14 protein-coding genes are annotated in these 15,959 nt (G+C 33.8%); 13 read left to right on the forward strand and 1 reads right to left on the reverse strand.

Annotated features, from left to right (window positions below; all coding sequences use genetic code 11):
* Positions 1-596 precede the first annotated feature (596 nt).
* From BCELL_RS05785 to BCELL_RS05795, 3 genes are all read left to right on the forward strand, one after another.
* Positions 597-2,543: a DUF2075 domain-containing protein gene (locus BCELL_RS05785; RefSeq protein WP_013487743.1), complete on the forward strand. Its 1,947-nt coding sequence runs from the start codon at positions 597-599 to the stop codon at positions 2,541-2,543.
* 201 nt (positions 2,544-2,744) lie between these two features.
* Entirely contained in the window at positions 2,745-3,299 is a 555-nt protein-coding gene (locus BCELL_RS05790) for a hypothetical protein (protein WP_013487744.1), read from the forward strand.
* 341 nt (positions 3,300-3,640) lie between these two features.
* Entirely contained in the window at positions 3,641-4,810 is a 1,170-nt protein-coding gene (locus tag BCELL_RS05795; RefSeq protein WP_013487745.1) for a hypothetical protein, read from the forward strand.
* On the opposite strand, the gene BCELL_RS05800 is transcribed toward BCELL_RS05795, so the two are convergent.
* On the reverse strand, positions 4,802-5,638 hold the full coding sequence (locus BCELL_RS05800) for a DNA-methyltransferase (protein WP_013487746.1): 837 nt from the start codon (positions 5,636-5,638) through the stop codon (positions 4,802-4,804). The genes BCELL_RS05795 and BCELL_RS05800 overlap by 9 nt on opposite strands.
* Before the next feature lie 504 nt (positions 5,639-6,142).
* Here BCELL_RS05800 and BCELL_RS23045 point away from each other — a divergent pair.
* From BCELL_RS23045 to BCELL_RS05845, 10 genes are all read left to right on the forward strand, one after another.
* The gene (locus BCELL_RS23045) at positions 6,143-6,553 is read left to right on the forward strand and encodes a hypothetical protein (protein WP_245546949.1); all 411 of its coding nucleotides are present in this window, start codon (positions 6,143-6,145) and stop codon (positions 6,551-6,553) included.
* Positions 6,550-7,503 (forward strand): SNIPE associated domain-containing protein, encoded by a 954-nt coding sequence (locus BCELL_RS05805; RefSeq protein ID WP_245546951.1) that lies wholly within the window; start codon positions 6,550-6,552, stop codon positions 7,501-7,503. Before BCELL_RS23045 ends, BCELL_RS05805 begins: the two co-directional genes overlap by 4 nt.
* 169 nt (positions 7,504-7,672) lie before the next feature.
* Complete coding sequence (locus BCELL_RS21520; protein WP_013487747.1) at positions 7,673-8,224, forward strand: hypothetical protein; 552 nt, start codon at positions 7,673-7,675, stop codon at positions 8,222-8,224.
* 134 nt (positions 8,225-8,358) lie between these two features.
* Positions 8,359-9,348 carry a helix-turn-helix transcriptional regulator gene (locus BCELL_RS05815; protein ID WP_013487748.1) on the forward strand — a complete coding sequence of 330 codons (990 nt, stop codon included), beginning with the start codon at positions 8,359-8,361 and terminating at the stop codon, positions 9,346-9,348.
* Positions 9,349-9,566: 218 nt separating this feature from the next.
* Positions 9,567-10,415 carry a vWA domain-containing protein gene (locus BCELL_RS05820; protein ID WP_013487749.1) on the forward strand — a complete coding sequence of 283 codons (849 nt, stop codon included), beginning with the start codon at positions 9,567-9,569 and terminating at the stop codon, positions 10,413-10,415.
* Positions 10,358-10,642: a hypothetical protein gene (locus BCELL_RS05825; protein WP_013487750.1), complete on the forward strand. Its 285-nt coding sequence runs from the start codon at positions 10,358-10,360 to the stop codon at positions 10,640-10,642. The genes BCELL_RS05820 and BCELL_RS05825 overlap by 58 nt, the downstream gene beginning before the upstream one ends.
* A 21-nt stretch (positions 10,643-10,663) precedes the next feature.
* Positions 10,664-11,164 carry a hypothetical protein gene (locus tag BCELL_RS05830; protein ID WP_013487751.1) on the forward strand — a complete coding sequence of 167 codons (501 nt, stop codon included), beginning with the start codon at positions 10,664-10,666 and terminating at the stop codon, positions 11,162-11,164.
* A gap of 147 nt (positions 11,165-11,311) precedes the next feature.
* Complete coding sequence (locus BCELL_RS05835; protein WP_013487752.1) at positions 11,312-12,022, forward strand: DUF1643 domain-containing protein; 711 nt, start codon at positions 11,312-11,314, stop codon at positions 12,020-12,022.
* A 1,158-nt stretch (positions 12,023-13,180) separates the two neighbouring features.
* On the forward strand, positions 13,181-14,632 hold the full coding sequence (locus tag BCELL_RS05840) for a hypothetical protein (protein WP_013487754.1): 1,452 nt from the start codon (positions 13,181-13,183) through the stop codon (positions 14,630-14,632).
* Entirely contained in the window at positions 14,629-15,729 is a 1,101-nt protein-coding gene (locus tag BCELL_RS05845) for a hypothetical protein (protein ID WP_013487755.1), read from the forward strand. The genes BCELL_RS05840 and BCELL_RS05845 overlap by 4 nt, the downstream gene beginning before the upstream one ends.
* Positions 15,730-15,959 lie beyond the last annotated feature (230 nt).

A 15,959-nucleotide genomic window follows, 5' to 3' on the forward strand; every position in this document is an offset into this window, starting at 1 on the left:
AATACTACATTGATGGTGTGAATTATTTAAGAAAATTATTAAATCCATTCTAAGGATATTACCAATTTTCTAAGGTGTTTCCATCTGAAACACAACTTCTTTTAATTTATGTGTTTTATTCAAGCATTATCATTTTGGAATTTTATATTATTTTATAAAACAATATTTCAAATTGTTGAATTAGAAACGATCCCACTGGAAAGAACTAGTGGGATTTAATTATCAATATTAAATAGTAACTAGCAATAAAGCACCAGTTATTGATGTTGTTAAATATACCAAGAAGTTAGGGTACAACGCATTTATCGTCCTGATTATAACAATTGTAAAAATAATAAAGTAGATAAAGTTTTAAAATTAAACTTTCTTTTTTCTTCTATATCTTCTATTTCCTTTCATCATCCTTCAAAGTGTTTCTAGTGTTGAAAATAGATGTAAGTAAAATCATTATTTTTTTGAATATAGGACTTCTACCAATCTCAGTCAGTAACGTTTCATATAACAACTTTTAATATGCAAGTGTGTTTTGTAACCTTTTTGTTAAAAATATCCAAGCTATAAGATATAATGAAATAAAACACTCAAAGGGTGAGACGATGATCGTATACGAGGCGACGAAGAATGAGTTCTTGAATGATGTGTTTGATGATGAGCTTGTTAACAATATATGCAGTAACTTTGAACAGAAGGTTGGTCGCATTAATAAGGCTGAGGTGCGGTCTTGGGATAACTCGATGCAGTATATGTATCGGGTGCTTAGTGATCGTGAAATTCCTGACAATGCGGGTGTTGCGATTGAGTTTCGGATTCCACATACATCAAAGCGCGTGGACTTTCTTATTACTGGGTCGGATCAGGAGTCTCGTCAATCGATTGTTGTCGTTGAGTTAAAGCAATGGGAAAAGGTAGAAAAGATTGCAGGGAAGGAAGCGATTGTTAAAACAGCGATGAATAGAGGACTAGTGGAAACAACACATCCTTCCTATCAAGCTTGGTCGTATGCTGCGCTTATCAAAGACTACAATGAAAATGCACAGAAAGAGGACATGAACCTGTACCCTTGTGCTTACTTACATAACTATCTGAATGCGGGAGAAGAGGATCCGTTAACGGATTCGATATACGATTATTACATAGAGCAAGCTCCAGTTTTTATTAAAGGGGATTCTGGTAAGCTACGGGACTTTATTAAGCGAAATATCAAGTATGGAGATAGTAAAGAGATTTTGTATAAGATAGAAAAAGGTCGTATTCGTCCTTCTAAATCGTTGCAGGATGCTCTAAATAATATGCTTCAAGGAAATCGCGAGTTTATCATGATCGATGACCAAAAGGTTGTCTATGAAACCGCACTTCAATTAGCTAATGATGCCGTTCGAAAGAATACAAAGCAGGTACTAGTTGTTGAAGGGGGACCTGGTACGGGGAAATCGGTTCTTGCTATTAACTTACTAGTTGAAGCAACGAATCGTAGTCTTGTTTCTCAATATGTCACGAAAAATGCTGCACCAAGAAACATTTATGCGACAAAGTTAAAGCAAAACTTCCGTAAAGGACATATCGATAATCTTTTTACCGGCTCTGGAAGCTTTATCAATGCTCCAGAAAACGAATTCGATGTATTAATCGTTGATGAAGCACACCGTTTAAATGAAAAATCAGGCTTGTTTAGTAATCTAGGGGAAAATCAAATGAAAGAAATTATAAAGGCTTCGAAGCTGGCGATTTTCTTTATTGATGAACGGCAACGAGTTACTCTGAAAGATGCTGGAAGTATTGATGCAATAGAACAATTTTCCAAAGAACTAGGTGCACCAATTACGAGAGTGAATCTAGAATCCCAGTTCCGCTGCAATGGGTCGGACGGTTATTTAAGCTGGATTGATGATGTCCTTCAAATACGTGAAACAGCTAATGCGAACTATTTAGGGACAAGCTATGATTTCCGCATATATTCTGACCCAACGGAATTGCGTAAAGAAATAGAAAAATTAAATAAACAAAATAATAAAGCGAGGCTAGTGGCCGGTTACTGTTGGAACTGGATCAAGGAAGGGAAGGCTGATACAAATTTCCACGACATTGAAATCCCAGAATTTGATTTTTCCATGAGCTGGAACCTCAATAACTCAGATACATGGGCCATTGATGAGACATCGGTTAATGAAATTGGCTGTATCCATACATGCCAAGGACTTGAGTTCGATTACGTCGGGGTAATTATTGGAGACGATCTCATCTATCGCGATGGTGACGTCATCACTGATCACACAAAACGAGCCAAAAAAGATAATTCATTAAAGGGATTAAAGAAAATGCTAAAGGAAGATCGGATGAAGGGAGAAAAGCTCGCGGACGAAATTATCCGAAACACCTACAGAACTCTCATGACAAGAGGACAGAAGGGCTGCTTTATTTACTGTACAGATAAGGAACTTGAGAACTACTTTAGAGAAAGAATTGCTGATATTCAATATAACTACCAAGAAAATGAGTTTTTTAGACCGACATCGCAGGTGGCGGAGGATGGGGAGAGGTATTGAATATGAATATATACGTAAAAGAGTTGATTTATTTACATTCGCCCACTTATAATGTTTCTATTTTCTTTGTATTATGTTTTAAAATCAAAGAACAAATTAATAAAATGAGAGATTGAAAATGAGCTTTGTTTATCAGAAGGGACTTTGAGTGTTACAGATAATGATTATGTACAACAGAATTTTGTGAATGGGGAGAATTTGATGAGTGTTACTGAATGGGTATTATATAGATACAACTCTGACGATAATGGATTGGAGGAAGCTAAAAATTTTGTCTTTATTTGGGGGTTATTTGAGAGTCAATTAAAAAATGTAATTGGTAATTTAAATACTTTAGATTTTAAGTCGTGGGGAACTTCTTTAGAAATAACCCAAGAAACGATTGGAATTGTTATAACAGAACCTCGCACTGAAAATTGTATAAATGGTAAATTAGTTGATGATATAAACAAGGCTTTTAATCATTTTTATCAATTATATATAAACGATGCTCACAAATTTATAAATCACCTTTATAATCAAGCAGATAACAATACTCAAAAAGCCAAAGCAAGATTTTTAGATTTTGCAATGACATTTAACAAAAGAGATATTAGGGATAAAATCGTCTTTTTATTTCACATTGCGAAAAGAATGCGTAATAAATTTTTCCATGGCATTAAAAATATTGGGGAAATTTTAAATGAACAAAAAGAATTTAGCAAAATAAATGTATATTTAATAGCTATTCTTTCATTAATTGAACAATATAATTAACAATGTGTGTATTTATCTGCTCGTTGTGCCATTATCTATCTTATTAATAATTACAATTAGGGAGCATTAGCGTCCGAAAGCTTCTCAAAACGTTATTGAAAGTAACCATAATACTGTTTAGTTTAACAATTGATAGAATTGCTATATATAAACTGTCATTCTAAAGTGTTTAAGAAAAAGAGGGGGACTGACGGATTCTGATTCCTGGAAATATAGGATGTCATGGAAGGAGGGAACTATTTTTAACAGTTTGTCAGTTTTTTTAGAAATAAACGGAAGTGGTTATCTAATTTCTTGTAAATGGACAGAATATCATTAAAAGTATTGGAGTGGTGGTAATTATGTCCAAGGCAAAAGCATTTTTGCAAGAAAGAGTTATATATGAGTATTTGGAATATAGGACTAAACAGGAGAAATTATATTTAATTCAGATATTTAAGCGAGGAAAACGAGTATTGAGTAGGAAGATGTTTAAGGTAAATATGATAAAACCTATAGAAACAACTTTTCCAGATATTAATGAAATGTTGATAGAAGGGAGTAATATGATACGTTCAGTTGAAGTGAAATTTCTCACTTCTTTATTTGATTACCATAAATCTAAGAATTATAAAAAACAGTATAAAAAGTTTAGAGAAGAAAATGGTTGTATTATTGTCCTTAAACACGACCTTTTACCAAAAGGATTAATAAATGAGTTTGATCTAGATATATATGAAATCGATATCGAAGACTTTAGGGCTTTTGTGATAGAAAACTTTAATAGGCTCTTGCAAAAACAACTTCAGAATCGGGAGAATAGTTTTCAAAGAATTTGGGTTACCAGTCAGGTTAAAAATTTTTACTATGAGTACAAAACTTACCCTGTAAAGCCTGCTAAAAAAAGTGGGATATGGTGCCCAACGAATAATTTAACGAGTTTTGACTTAGCAAAAGATGACAAAATTATTTTCATTAAGTTTGGTGGAGAATATCAAATAAAACAGCGAATAAATAATCATTGGAAAAACCATAACTTAATTTATCCAAAGTGGAAGTTGCAAGGATTATTTATTGGTAGGATAACGCGCCCAATTATGAGCCGAGAAGAATACTGTAGTATGTTTGATATAGATTTAAACGAACCACTGTGGAATGATGAATATAAGCATGGTAAACCAAAATGGGACAGAGTGTTTTGTTTTGAAAAGGAAAGAGAAATTATATTACAAATGGGCAATAATGGTATTTCTATTGCTGATGCATATAGTGAGTTAGAAGATATCATCTATCCTATACTTTTTGACGTATATACTCAACAAAACACTCGTGAATTAACAGCAAGTCAGTATTATTCACTCTTGGAGTATGTGTCAAGTCAGGTTAGTAATGAATTGGATTCAAGTCGAATGTTAAAGGATAGAATAATGACCCTAATGAATACAATGAGAGAAAATTCCTCAGATATAAGTGAGCACAGTATTGATCTCGAAAATGAATTAATGGGTATTGAAAAAAAGTATCTACAATGATAAATATTTATAACCAAGTGATAAGTTAATATTACTTTTTATAATATCAATGTATTTCGGGTTTATTTCGTATCCATATGCATTTCTGCCTAAATTTAGAGCATTAATTAGTGTAGTACCAGTACCAGCAAAAGGGTCCAGTACTTTGTCATCTTTTAAACTAAAAAGTAATATTAATCTTTTGCACAATTCATCCGGAAAAGTCGCAGGATGTTTAGAGTTATGAGGAGAATGTATTTTCCACACTGGATTCAACCATTCAACCAATTCCTCTTTCATAAGTATATTCTCTTTATGGGAAAGCCGTTCAGCTATAGAACCTCTACTTCTTTTTCCTGGCTTTCTAAAAACTAAAATATGCTCCATTATTAAATCGGAATAGAGAAGAGGTCCAACGGCTTTATCTTTATTTTTACCGGTGCCTACAGAACCATATATATTGGGGCCATTACCTTTTTTGACTCCAAATTTTTCCCATATGAAATGTTGAAACAAATCAAAATCCATTTCCTCAGTAAAATATTCAATCAGACTAGATTGTAATGAATAAATTCTAGGGCGTCCATTTTGTTTATACTCACCTGTTCTGACATCTCCAACCACGATACATATAAATGCATCTTCCTTTAGGACTCTCATGCATTCAAACAAATTTTTCTTTATTTTTTTCATAAACATTTTATAAGATAAACCTTTCCCCAATTGGTCAGGATGACTGTAGTCAATAAGATTCCAATATGGTGGACTTGTTACAATTAAGTCAATGGTTCCTGTTTGTATTTCATTCATATCAACTGTTGAATCTTTGTTGTATAATTTAAGATCCACGTTTTATCCCCCTATATCATATTTACTATTATAATTATGATTTACTTGGTATGTCCTATTCTGCCAATACTTAAAATATTTAAATTAAAGGTTAAACCCAAAAAATTCTAAATTATATATCGAGAAAAAAGATACAAACATACAGAAAGCATAGAAAAGAAGCGAAGGGACGGAGCGGGACCAGTGATTATTACCAGTTTATTTTAATTGCCTAAATTATGAATTTGCGGTGCCAGACCCCAAGTACTCTATTAAAACTTTATATAATTTTTTTCATAGGTAATGTATAATTTCCAGGACCATCTCAAAAGTTTCACTTTTGCTTATTTAAAGTACCATATAAATGGTATAATATAGAAAAAGTGTACAACTATGCCGAACAATTATATATTATGACATCAGGGGTATGCCTTATTTAGGGTATGCTTTTTTGTATGAAATAGAGTTATTTTTAATAAGAACTTTTAACATATACAATCTTTTAAATTTTATTGGAGGTGTAAGATGGGTAATCAGAAATGGTATCTTTCAACTTGGTTTATTAGTATTTGGTTTGCTCTCTCAATATTGATTGTTCCTTTTGTTGTTGGTGTAATTTTACTTATTTTATCTTTGATTGAAGATAAGAAGGTAAAAGAAGAATGGGAAGCAAGTGGTTTTGGTGATGTTGTGAAAGCTAGGGAACAGCAAGACAAACTATTAAAACATAGTGAAAAGCTAGAAAAAGAAATTACAACGAAAGAGTCAACAATCAGTCATTTGAAAAAAGAAATTGAAGATAAAAAAAGGGAAGTTATTATTTTAGATGATGAATCATTATATCAGTCATTTGGGTTTTATGAGCCTAAATATGGCTTTGAAAATTCTGAGGAGTATAAGAATCAATTAGACTTAATAAGAGAGAAAAGAAAATGATGGCAACTAAGAAGATAGCTACGAATCACTCCAATAATTGGACTGTCGATGGAAGTAAGAAAAAGGGTGAGGCTTTGAACAACGATAATATTAAAATGGTTGTTCGAGCATTTAATAATGAATGTGATGCAGCAATTATAAAAGTTAAATTCAATAATGTTGAAGCGATTGAAAAAAGGATTCGAAGTGCATTTAAACAGTTAAATAAGCTAAATAAAAGGAACAGAATTGAAGTTAAAGAAGAATATTTAAGTTCAAAGCTTGATGAATTGTATCTTGCTTATGAATATCAGGTGAAAAAAGAAGAAGAGAAGGAAGAACAGCGAAGATTAAAGGAGCAGATAAAAGAAGAGAAACGTGTACAAATGGAAATTGAGCGAGAAAAGAAAAAGCTAGAAAAGGATGAACAACACTTTAATAATGCGATAGAGCAATATAAGAACCAACTAGTCGATGCTTCGGAAGAATTAAGAGCGGAAATAGAAGAGAAAATGACTGAGATTAATGAGAAACTAGCACATATCCAAGAAGAAAAGAAAGCTGTAGATTTTAGAGAGCAAAATGCAAAGGCCGGTTATGTTTATATTATTTCCAATATAGGCTCCTTTGGGGAGGAGGTTTATAAAATAGGAATGACTCGTCGTTTAGAGCCACTTGATCGAGTAAACGAACTAGGTAATGCATCAGTGCCATTCACTTTTGATGTACACGCAATGATTTTTTCAGAGGATGCCCCGAAATTAGAAGGTGCGCTTCATAAAGTATTTGAACATGCACAAGTAAATAAAGTTAACCCAAGGAAAGAATTCTTCCATGTATCATTAGATGAAATTGCAAAGACAGTGAAGGATAACCACAATAAAACGGTTGAATTTACTAAACTAGCAGAAGCGGAAGAGTATAGAAAATCGCTACAGTTGAAAAAGCAACTAGATATACAGACTGCCTAAGTATATTTAAGATATTCTTAAATTTGAGGTACCTGACCCTCAGTGCTGTATAACTTTGCAGTACAGTGGGCACTTTTTTCACGTATCCTAATGGATGCTAGTTTACATTATGTATAAGGAGGGAAAAGCTTCCTTTTGTCGAAATGAGAAGATAAAAGGAGCGAGATTTATGAAAGAGATTATAAAGGGGTTATTAGGGTTTGGGATTATAGGACTAATACTTTATGCGGGGTATTCCCTTGTTACATGGATAATATATACAATAGACCCTCAGATAGCCGCAGCTATTCTAACTGGGGGATTTACTATATTATTATCCGCTATTACTATAGTAATTTCCAGGAATTATGAGAGTAAGCAAAAAATTAAAGAAGAGAACAGAATGAAAAAAATACCAGTGTATGATGAGTTTTTGAAATTCATGTTTAGAGTTTTAGATCCGAATGATAACGTAAAGGATATAGAAATAAAGAAATTTGCAAAAAAATTCAATCCTGATTTATTGATTTGGGGCTCATCAGATGTTGTTCAAAAATATAGTGAATACAGATATGCAGCAGTTTCAAATTTAAAAAATGAAAATAGAGATAAAATTAATAAATTTAAAGAATTTGAAACTCTACTTTTATCAATTAGGAAAGATTTAGGTCACAAAGATAAAAATGTTAGAGAAAATGATTTTTTAAGAGTATTTATAAATGATATTGATAAGGAAACATAATTAGAATTTATGGTTCCTGATCCTCAGAGCTGTATAACTTCAGTACTGGGGGTTAGGAACTTTTTTCAATGCAGGAGTTTATGATGCTGATAAAGAATATAATTTTATAATCATAAATGGTTAGGGGACCTGCTATGGAGGCTTTATCTAATAGAAGACGGTTGTTGATGTTAATGGAGATTCTCAGAATGGAAACGGATGAGGAGCATGAGTTATCTGTTCGACAATTGAAGGCTGCGTTTTGGGGGAAGACGGAGGCGGATTTAGGGGAGCGAGGTCTTCAGGATGACTTGAGGGAATTAGTTGATTCAGATGTGTTTCCGGTGGTGATGAATCATAATGGAAATGGTTTTCCTAAATATTACAGTCATCAGGAGCGGTTATTTGAGGTGAATGAATTACGGCTCTTAGTTGATGCGGTTTCTTCGGCCAGGTTTATCAGCAGGTCGGATACGGAAAAGCTGATTGGAAAGATCAAGCAGTTAACGAGTAAGCATATGGCACGTCAGCTGAAGAATATGGTATTGGTTGATGAGGCAGTGAAAAGTGAAAATAATCATATTAAGTACTATATTAGTGATATTCACCAAGCGATTACGGAGCAGAAGGAAATCGCTTTTCAATATGGCAGATATAACACAAGGAAGCAATTTATTCTAAGCAGAAATGGAGATTCATATCAGGTGAAGCCGTATGCGTTGATCTGGAATAATGATTTTTATTATTTAATTGGTAAATACGGCGCTGCGGATGAGATACGACACTATCGTGTGGACCGTATGCGGCATGTCCTTAAAACAGAGGTATCCTATGTGTATGACGAGACATTTCATCTTTCAGAATATGTTAATCAGCTTTTTCATATGTATTCGGGAGATGATCAGTATATTGAGATTGTGTTTGATAATCACCTAATTAATGTGATTATTGATCGGTTTGGTCTGAATGTGGCTATTAAAAAGTATGATGAGAATTCATTTGTTTTGAGTACAAAGGCGGTTATTAGTGAAGGATTAGTCAGGTGGATTTTAACGTGGGGGAGTGATGCCAAGGTTTTGAAGCCTAAGTCGCTTGTCGCTAATATAGCTGTGGAAGCAGAGAAAATATATCGGAATTATCATTAGGGAGTTGTCATACAGACAGCTTTTTTTATTTTATGCAGGACTTTTTACACCTGTGTCATTTTTGAATGGGGGAAGTTGTTAAAAGTAAGTTATAGTAACAACAGAAACGCATTTCATTAGCCCCTCACATTATTGTAGGAGGTAAGTTGAGGGAAATGAGCTATAGTAGAAGTAGATAATGAATGGAAAAATATTCAAGGTTTAGGGAGAGGAGTAGAATGAGTTCAAATGTTAAATTAAGCTTTGCCCATCAGTACGAAAATGTCCCATGCAAGGGGAAAGAAGCAGCGTATCTCTTGGTCGAATTAACCGGCGCAAAGGTAAAGCATACGGAACGATCCCCAATCAACTTGTCCTTATTACTCGATAGGAGTGGATCAATGTCAGGAGAGCCCCTTCGTTATTGTAAAGAGGCATGTAATTTTGTTATTAATCAGTTGACGGATAAAGACATTTTAAGTGTTGTTGTATTCGACGATCAAGTTGAAACTATAATTGAACCTCAAAAAGTCACACACAAAGATCTACTAAAGGAGTACATTCAGAGAATTGAGACAAGAGGTATAACGAATTTGAGTGGTGGACTTATCCAAGGCTGTCAGCACGTCTTAAAGCAAGAGGTGAAAAACTATGTCAATAGAGTTATATTGCTGTCCGATGGCCAGGCAAACGCTGGAATTACGGATAAAGAGGCACTTGTAAAATTAGCTGACGACTATCAATCTGCTGGTTTAGTAATTTCAACATTAGGTGTCAGTGAGCACTTTGATGAAGAACTCTTGGAAGGCGTCGCAGATAGTGGGAGGGGGAACTTTCATTTTATAAATGAAGTAGAAAATATCCCAAGTATTTTTGAACAGGAATTAGATGGGTTATTGAACGTAATAGGACAAAATATAACGCTAAATATCTTGCCAAAAAAAGGTGTGCGGATCACGAATGTGTTTGGTTATAACTATAATTCTGATGAAGATGCGGTAGATTTAACTCTTGGTGATAGCTTTCAGATTTGGCAGATCCAAAAGTTGAAAGTCAACTACAAATTACTACCTCAGCAAAAGTGTTAGAACAAGCAATGCACCATTTTGATAAAGGTCAATTTGGTAAAGGAAAGGATATGTTACAGCAACAGGCTTTGCACATGAGGGAAGTGGCAATGAGTATAGATAGTTCTGAGTTATTGACAGAATCTGAAGAACTCTTCCAGCAATTAGATAACTTTAAATATTCAAAGAGGAAACGTAAGGAGTTAAATCAACAGAAGTATCGCCAAATGAAAAGGAGAAAAAAATAACTTTTCCAGGAGGTGAGTACTATGTGGATAGCAGTTGTTACGGGAGTTATATTCATTATAATTAAGCAGTTTGAAGAATATAATAGGAATCGACCTAAAACAGGTATGGCTGAAATAGGGGATGAGAAAATTGAGGGGGGATACCTTTGGTGGAATGTGGGAGATCAATACGATAATGAGCATTGGCTTATTCTTGACTATGTGGGACCAAATTATTACATTACTATAACGGAGATAGGAGAGAATGGATCAATTCCTCTCAAGTTCAAGGATGTTGCGGACTACCACCCAAGTGGTTATCCAGAAATCCATCTTAAGATTAATAATGAACCAAGTGATAACCCAGAGTATCATGTTGAGTGCGACGGAGAAAGAGGAGTAGAATTGGAGATTGATTTTTTAATGGGTTTTTATAGGAATCTAGGGAAAGTCGTCGTAGATCAACGCTATAAGGAGCTTATGGAATTGCACGAGCAGAAAACGAGAAGAATGAAAGAATTAAAGAAAGAGTTAGAGTCTTAAGAATTTGTATTGTTATATATGTATGAATCTATATATAATTCTGAAGGTCATTTTATAGAGTGAATGAAGATTGGAGATTCAGACATCTAGTAATTATGCTTTTAGATGTCTGAATTTTCCGAAAAAATATTGAAAGGTGGAAAGTATATGGAAAAGTTAGTTAGTAAAGGAGAGTTCTTGGCGGCAGATCAACTAAGAAAGGAATTTCAAGTCGAGGCAAGTTTTTATCAAACAAATATAGGCAAAAAAAAGTATCAGTGTAGAAACCATGCCGTCATTATGAGGAAAGGATTTACAAGAAATGATCAAGCTGATGCAGTTATTTTGATGGCTAATCCTGGCAGCTGTAGTCCTAGTGATCGGTCATATGAGTTTCCAACCGTTCAAGGTATTGTTAAAAGTATTCCATATATTAGTGTTAATGATGATCCAACACAACGACAATTAATGCGGCTAATGAAGCTATTGGACTGGAATGTTATCTCCATCGTTAATTTGAGTGACTTTTGTTCAGGGTCTATGAAAAAATTCGGAGAAAACCTTAAACAAGCAGAAAAGTATAATTTCGATAATCACACCATTTTTGCTGAAGATAGGGTGAAAGAGTTGGAACTATTACTTAGTGGTCCGAAGACAAAATTAATATTAGCATGGGGAAAAAATACAAATATTAGAAAATTGGCTAATAAGGTTCTCTGTAACTTACCAGTAGAGAAAATACTTTATGGACTTCGTTATAAGTCACCAAAATGGGGGTTTCGTCATCCATATCCTATGATTCCAGATAAATGTAAAGCTTGGCTTGAAGATATGGATGAGCAACTAAACGATACTGATACAAACAATCGTGCATATTAAGTGTTTGCCCCCAGTACATGCTTTAATGGCGCCGGGGGGGGGCTTTTTTCTTTAAGCTACCGTATAGTAGACGATTACTGCGCAGCAAAAGATTTCGTTTGAAAGAATTCACTTACATTAAAAGAAATACCTTTTATTTATAGGTGATTGTTTTCAACAAAATTGCCTAAATTGTGGAGGATAAAGTTTAGTTTTAATATTAGTGAACAGTACCATAAATAAATGAAAGGTTATTACATTCCGAAATTTATGTTGGTATATAATGTTAATTAGGGATGTTATTATTTAGTAAATTAAGTTAATATTTCTCGTATTATCATACATAAAGGTGGGGAGTGTGGCTGTGCAGTATTCTTCTTTAATAAATAAAATATATAAAATGAGCAACAATTTACTAAATGTGTTTACTGAAAAAAACAACTGGAAGACCTCCATCTATAGATGGTTTTGTCTTCAAGGATCTTTGGTTAAATTTTGGATTAAATGGGTCAGATTATGATACTAGCAACGGGAAACCACAAAATGATAGTGTGTTACCACATACACTCTGGACATGTGGAATCCGGTAGTATTGTTAGTTTGTGTTTGGCAAGTATAAAACGGCAACCGATTTATTGATAGAATTTTGCTAAACACATACCATTCGAAATATTAAGAAGGGATATTCCGGATTTGTAGTACCAAAATGTATTATTATATTGATGATACGGCTTTATTAAAGTATTTAGAAGAAAACCTAGAGCATACAGGCTTAGTTATAAGACATATACTGTTAAACTCAATCCTCCTTTGACATTTAACTGAAATGCAGCAGAGAAGACTGCTTATGTTGGCAAATGGTCTTTAGATGAGAGAAATTGCTGTAGTGAAGGGATTAAACATCACGCAGTAATGGAGTCCATTGAAGGAGGCAAAATGGATGAACTATGAAGATGTAGTAAAATCTTTTGAAGAGGCTGGATATACAAACATTACGGTAAATTTGGATTATGATATTATTACTGGTTGGCTAATCGATGAGGGTTAAGTAGAATCAATCATTATTGATAGCGAGAAGAAAATTAATTCTTACGATGATTTTCAGTTGTATGCAGAGGTTAAAATTACATATCACGATCATAGGAAGAACAAAAATAAGTGATAATGAGGTGTGTATAGGTGGGTGAGATACTTAGAGAAAATCAAAATAAAAAATTGTTGCTTGAGATGAGTGTTGTGGATGGTGAATATGACTTCACATCGTCTATTGTCGCAGCATTAAGTCAAGCAGAATTAGAAATACATAATTTAGATGAAACAATTGAGTCAATTCAATGCTTAAAGCCTAATTGTGATAAATTGGATTATATATTAGCTGCGAGTTCAGGTGCATTGTGTGGCATCATTGATATTTTCTTGGTTGGTAAACCTGGAGAATCACCTCTCGGAGATATTACTGATAAGTGGTTTGCTAATCGAACAACTGATTTTGCTAAATTGTATGGATGGGAAGATAAAGGAGAGAACTCTTTGTCTTCAGCAATTCGTTTTCTTGAAAATAAATTTAAAATTCCATATGACCAGCGTGGAGCTGGTGACGCGGCAAGTTCTGTTTTTGATTTAAGTCCGACAAATCATCATTTTAAATCACTCGCACATAATCCTAGTTTGCTTGGTTTGTTTTTTTCAATATTAGACCAGTTTACAAATTCTTCGCATTTTATTTCCGGTGGTGAACTTATATCTTTAGTTGATGCAGATGAGAAATTCGAGTTAAGAGGAAACAACATACCAAGCAAGTTATTCTGTGCATTTACTAATTGGTTTGGTCATTTAATATCTGATATGTCAGGCTCAGCAGGTAGCAAGGGCCGTGGAATGGGGATTCCTTCTCCTTTATGGACATGGACAAATGATATCATTGCATTAAAAAGGACTTTGAATATTCCTGTGTCACAGTTTGATAACTCAATAAACGAGCTAGCTGTAAATATATATAACAAAGGATATGATGCTCGATTCCAGTCGGCTCAAGCCATTCCAGTTTTTATAAACGAGATGTTAGTTCGACTTGTTTTTGCTATCAGAAGACTTATAAAATATTTTGCTAAAACCAATAAAGAAAATCGTTCGTTTTCACTTATGTGGAAAAAGTGTGAGCCTTTTTCAAATCCAACTGTTAAAAGAATGTTGACTGTAGCACATGGGACGTTTTGCCTTATAGATATAGGTGATGCTACTGTTCGTGGTTTTGTAACAGGTGCAGGATCTTTTAATCCGACTGAGTTTTTCTTACGTCTTAACATCGTAGGGGTTGGACGACTTACTATTTCCTTATACGGTGAAGTTAAGCGTGAAATTGGCTTTCAAAAAGCAGAAAGAGAAATAATCTTCGCGAGAAAAGAAAAATTGGTTGTAGAAAATTATATTGAGGGACTTCAACTATTATCCCAATTATATGAAGATAAAAATCTTTTAAATTTTATAACTGATTTCAAGAATAGTGATATGTATATACACGCTTTTGAAAAATCTGTTTTGTTAGCTAGAAAGAGAAATGTGAAAAATAATGAAATATTAAAAAATAAGATGGAAATAGATTCTTATTTTTTGGGGGGAAATAAAGTGTGAGTAAGAAGAGATCAAATTTACAAATTGCTCAAGAACAAGTTGAATCTACCATCAAAAAGACAAATGATAAAATAGAGGAGCTTGGAAAATATACTAGCAATCTTTATACTGCATTAAACGATATTCAGGAGCTATTTGATAAAATTAGAAACGTGCCAAGTCAGAAACACTTGGAATATAAAAAACTAAAAGAAGTACGTTTGTATTGGAAACAACAGGTTGAAAAAATCAAGTCAGATTATAAAAATGCTGTAGCCAAGAATGCTGGAAAAGGTGTAGCAGGTGTTGGCGCAGGTGTTGCAGTAGCCGCCCTTGGTCCAACTGCAGCAATGGGAATAGCGACAACTTTCGGTGTTGCATCAACAGGTACGGCTATATCCGCTCTGAGTGGTGCTGCAGCCACTAAAGCTGCATTAGCGTGGTTAGGTGGTGGAGCACTTGCGGCAGGTGGTGGCGGTATGGCAGCCGGAAATGCTTTCTTAGCTCTTGCTGGACCTGTTGGTTGGGCAATTGCAAGCATTGCAATTTTGGGTAGTGGACTTCTTTTTTGGAAGACTAAAAGTGATCGGAATCGACTTGAAAACATTTTTACATTGATAAGTAAGCGAGATAAAAAATCATATGAACTTGCAATTGTTGAGCTTAATGAACGCATATCTCGTATAAAAGACGAAAGTGTTAAACTCAACGATGCGATTGAAAAGATAGAATCATTTGGAGTGGATTATAATCAAATGACCGAAGTTCAGCAGTTTGAATTAGGAGCTTATGTAAATTTGATGTCAGCATCAACACAATTGCTTGTAAATCCGATATTAGGTTTGCAACCAAAGTATAATGAAGAAGACTTCAGTAAATTTATTTCTGAAGGTAACGGAAAAGCTAATGAAGTTTTATGTTCCTCACATAAAGATTTGATCATCGCATTATCAAATCTTTTATATAAAATTAAATTAGATGATAAGGATAAAAAACTTTTGTCGAAGTCCTTTAAAAAGAACAAGAGGTTCTTATCATCAATGAATATCTCGAAGAAAGAGTTTGATGATATAATTCTTGATATAGTTTGCGAGGCTCTTTATTTTAAGCTCTGTTAAACGTTAATGTTGATATCCAGCAAAAAAACGAACATCTGCGGCAAATGGGGACGATTCGCACTTGCTAGTTTTGAAATAGATTCGTAATATATAGTGATTATATAATCAAAATTAAAGAAAAAGCGAATACAATTTTCCTCATAAAAAATCTAGGAAGAGAACACTTTAGTGTAATAGTATTATTCTCCTTTTCCCCCTAAGAAATTATCTTTCTATTAATAAGATATTTA

The organism is Evansella cellulosilytica DSM 2522 (assembly GCF_000177235.2).
Taxonomy (GTDB): Bacteria; Bacillota; Bacilli; order Bacillales; family Salisediminibacteriaceae; genus Evansella; species Evansella cellulosilytica.

Bases quoted from the DNA above. Each gene is read 5' to 3' on its own strand.
- BCELL_RS05785 (WP_013487743.1), top strand. From the start codon at position 597: ATGATCGTATACGAGGCGACGAAGAATGAGTTCTTGAATGATGTGTTT.
- BCELL_RS05790 (WP_013487744.1), top strand. From the start codon at position 2,745: ATGAGTGTTACTGAATGGGTATTATATAGATACAACTCTGACGATAAT.
- BCELL_RS05795 (WP_013487745.1), top strand. From the start codon at position 3,641: ATGTCCAAGGCAAAAGCATTTTTGCAAGAAAGAGTTATATATGAGTAT.
- BCELL_RS23045 (WP_245546949.1), top strand. From the start codon at position 6,143: ATGGGTAATCAGAAATGGTATCTTTCAACTTGGTTTATTAGTATTTGG.
- BCELL_RS05805 (WP_245546951.1), top strand. From the start codon at position 6,550: ATGATGGCAACTAAGAAGATAGCTACGAATCACTCCAATAATTGGACT.
- BCELL_RS21520 (WP_013487747.1), top strand. From the start codon at position 7,673: ATGAAAGAGATTATAAAGGGGTTATTAGGGTTTGGGATTATAGGACTA.
- BCELL_RS05815 (WP_013487748.1), top strand. From the start codon at position 8,359: ATGGAGGCTTTATCTAATAGAAGACGGTTGTTGATGTTAATGGAGATT.
- BCELL_RS05820 (WP_013487749.1), top strand. From the start codon at position 9,567: ATGAGTTCAAATGTTAAATTAAGCTTTGCCCATCAGTACGAAAATGTC.
- BCELL_RS05830 (WP_013487751.1), top strand. From the start codon at position 10,664: ATGTGGATAGCAGTTGTTACGGGAGTTATATTCATTATAATTAAGCAG.
- BCELL_RS05835 (WP_013487752.1), top strand. From the start codon at position 11,312: ATGGAAAAGTTAGTTAGTAAAGGAGAGTTCTTGGCGGCAGATCAACTA.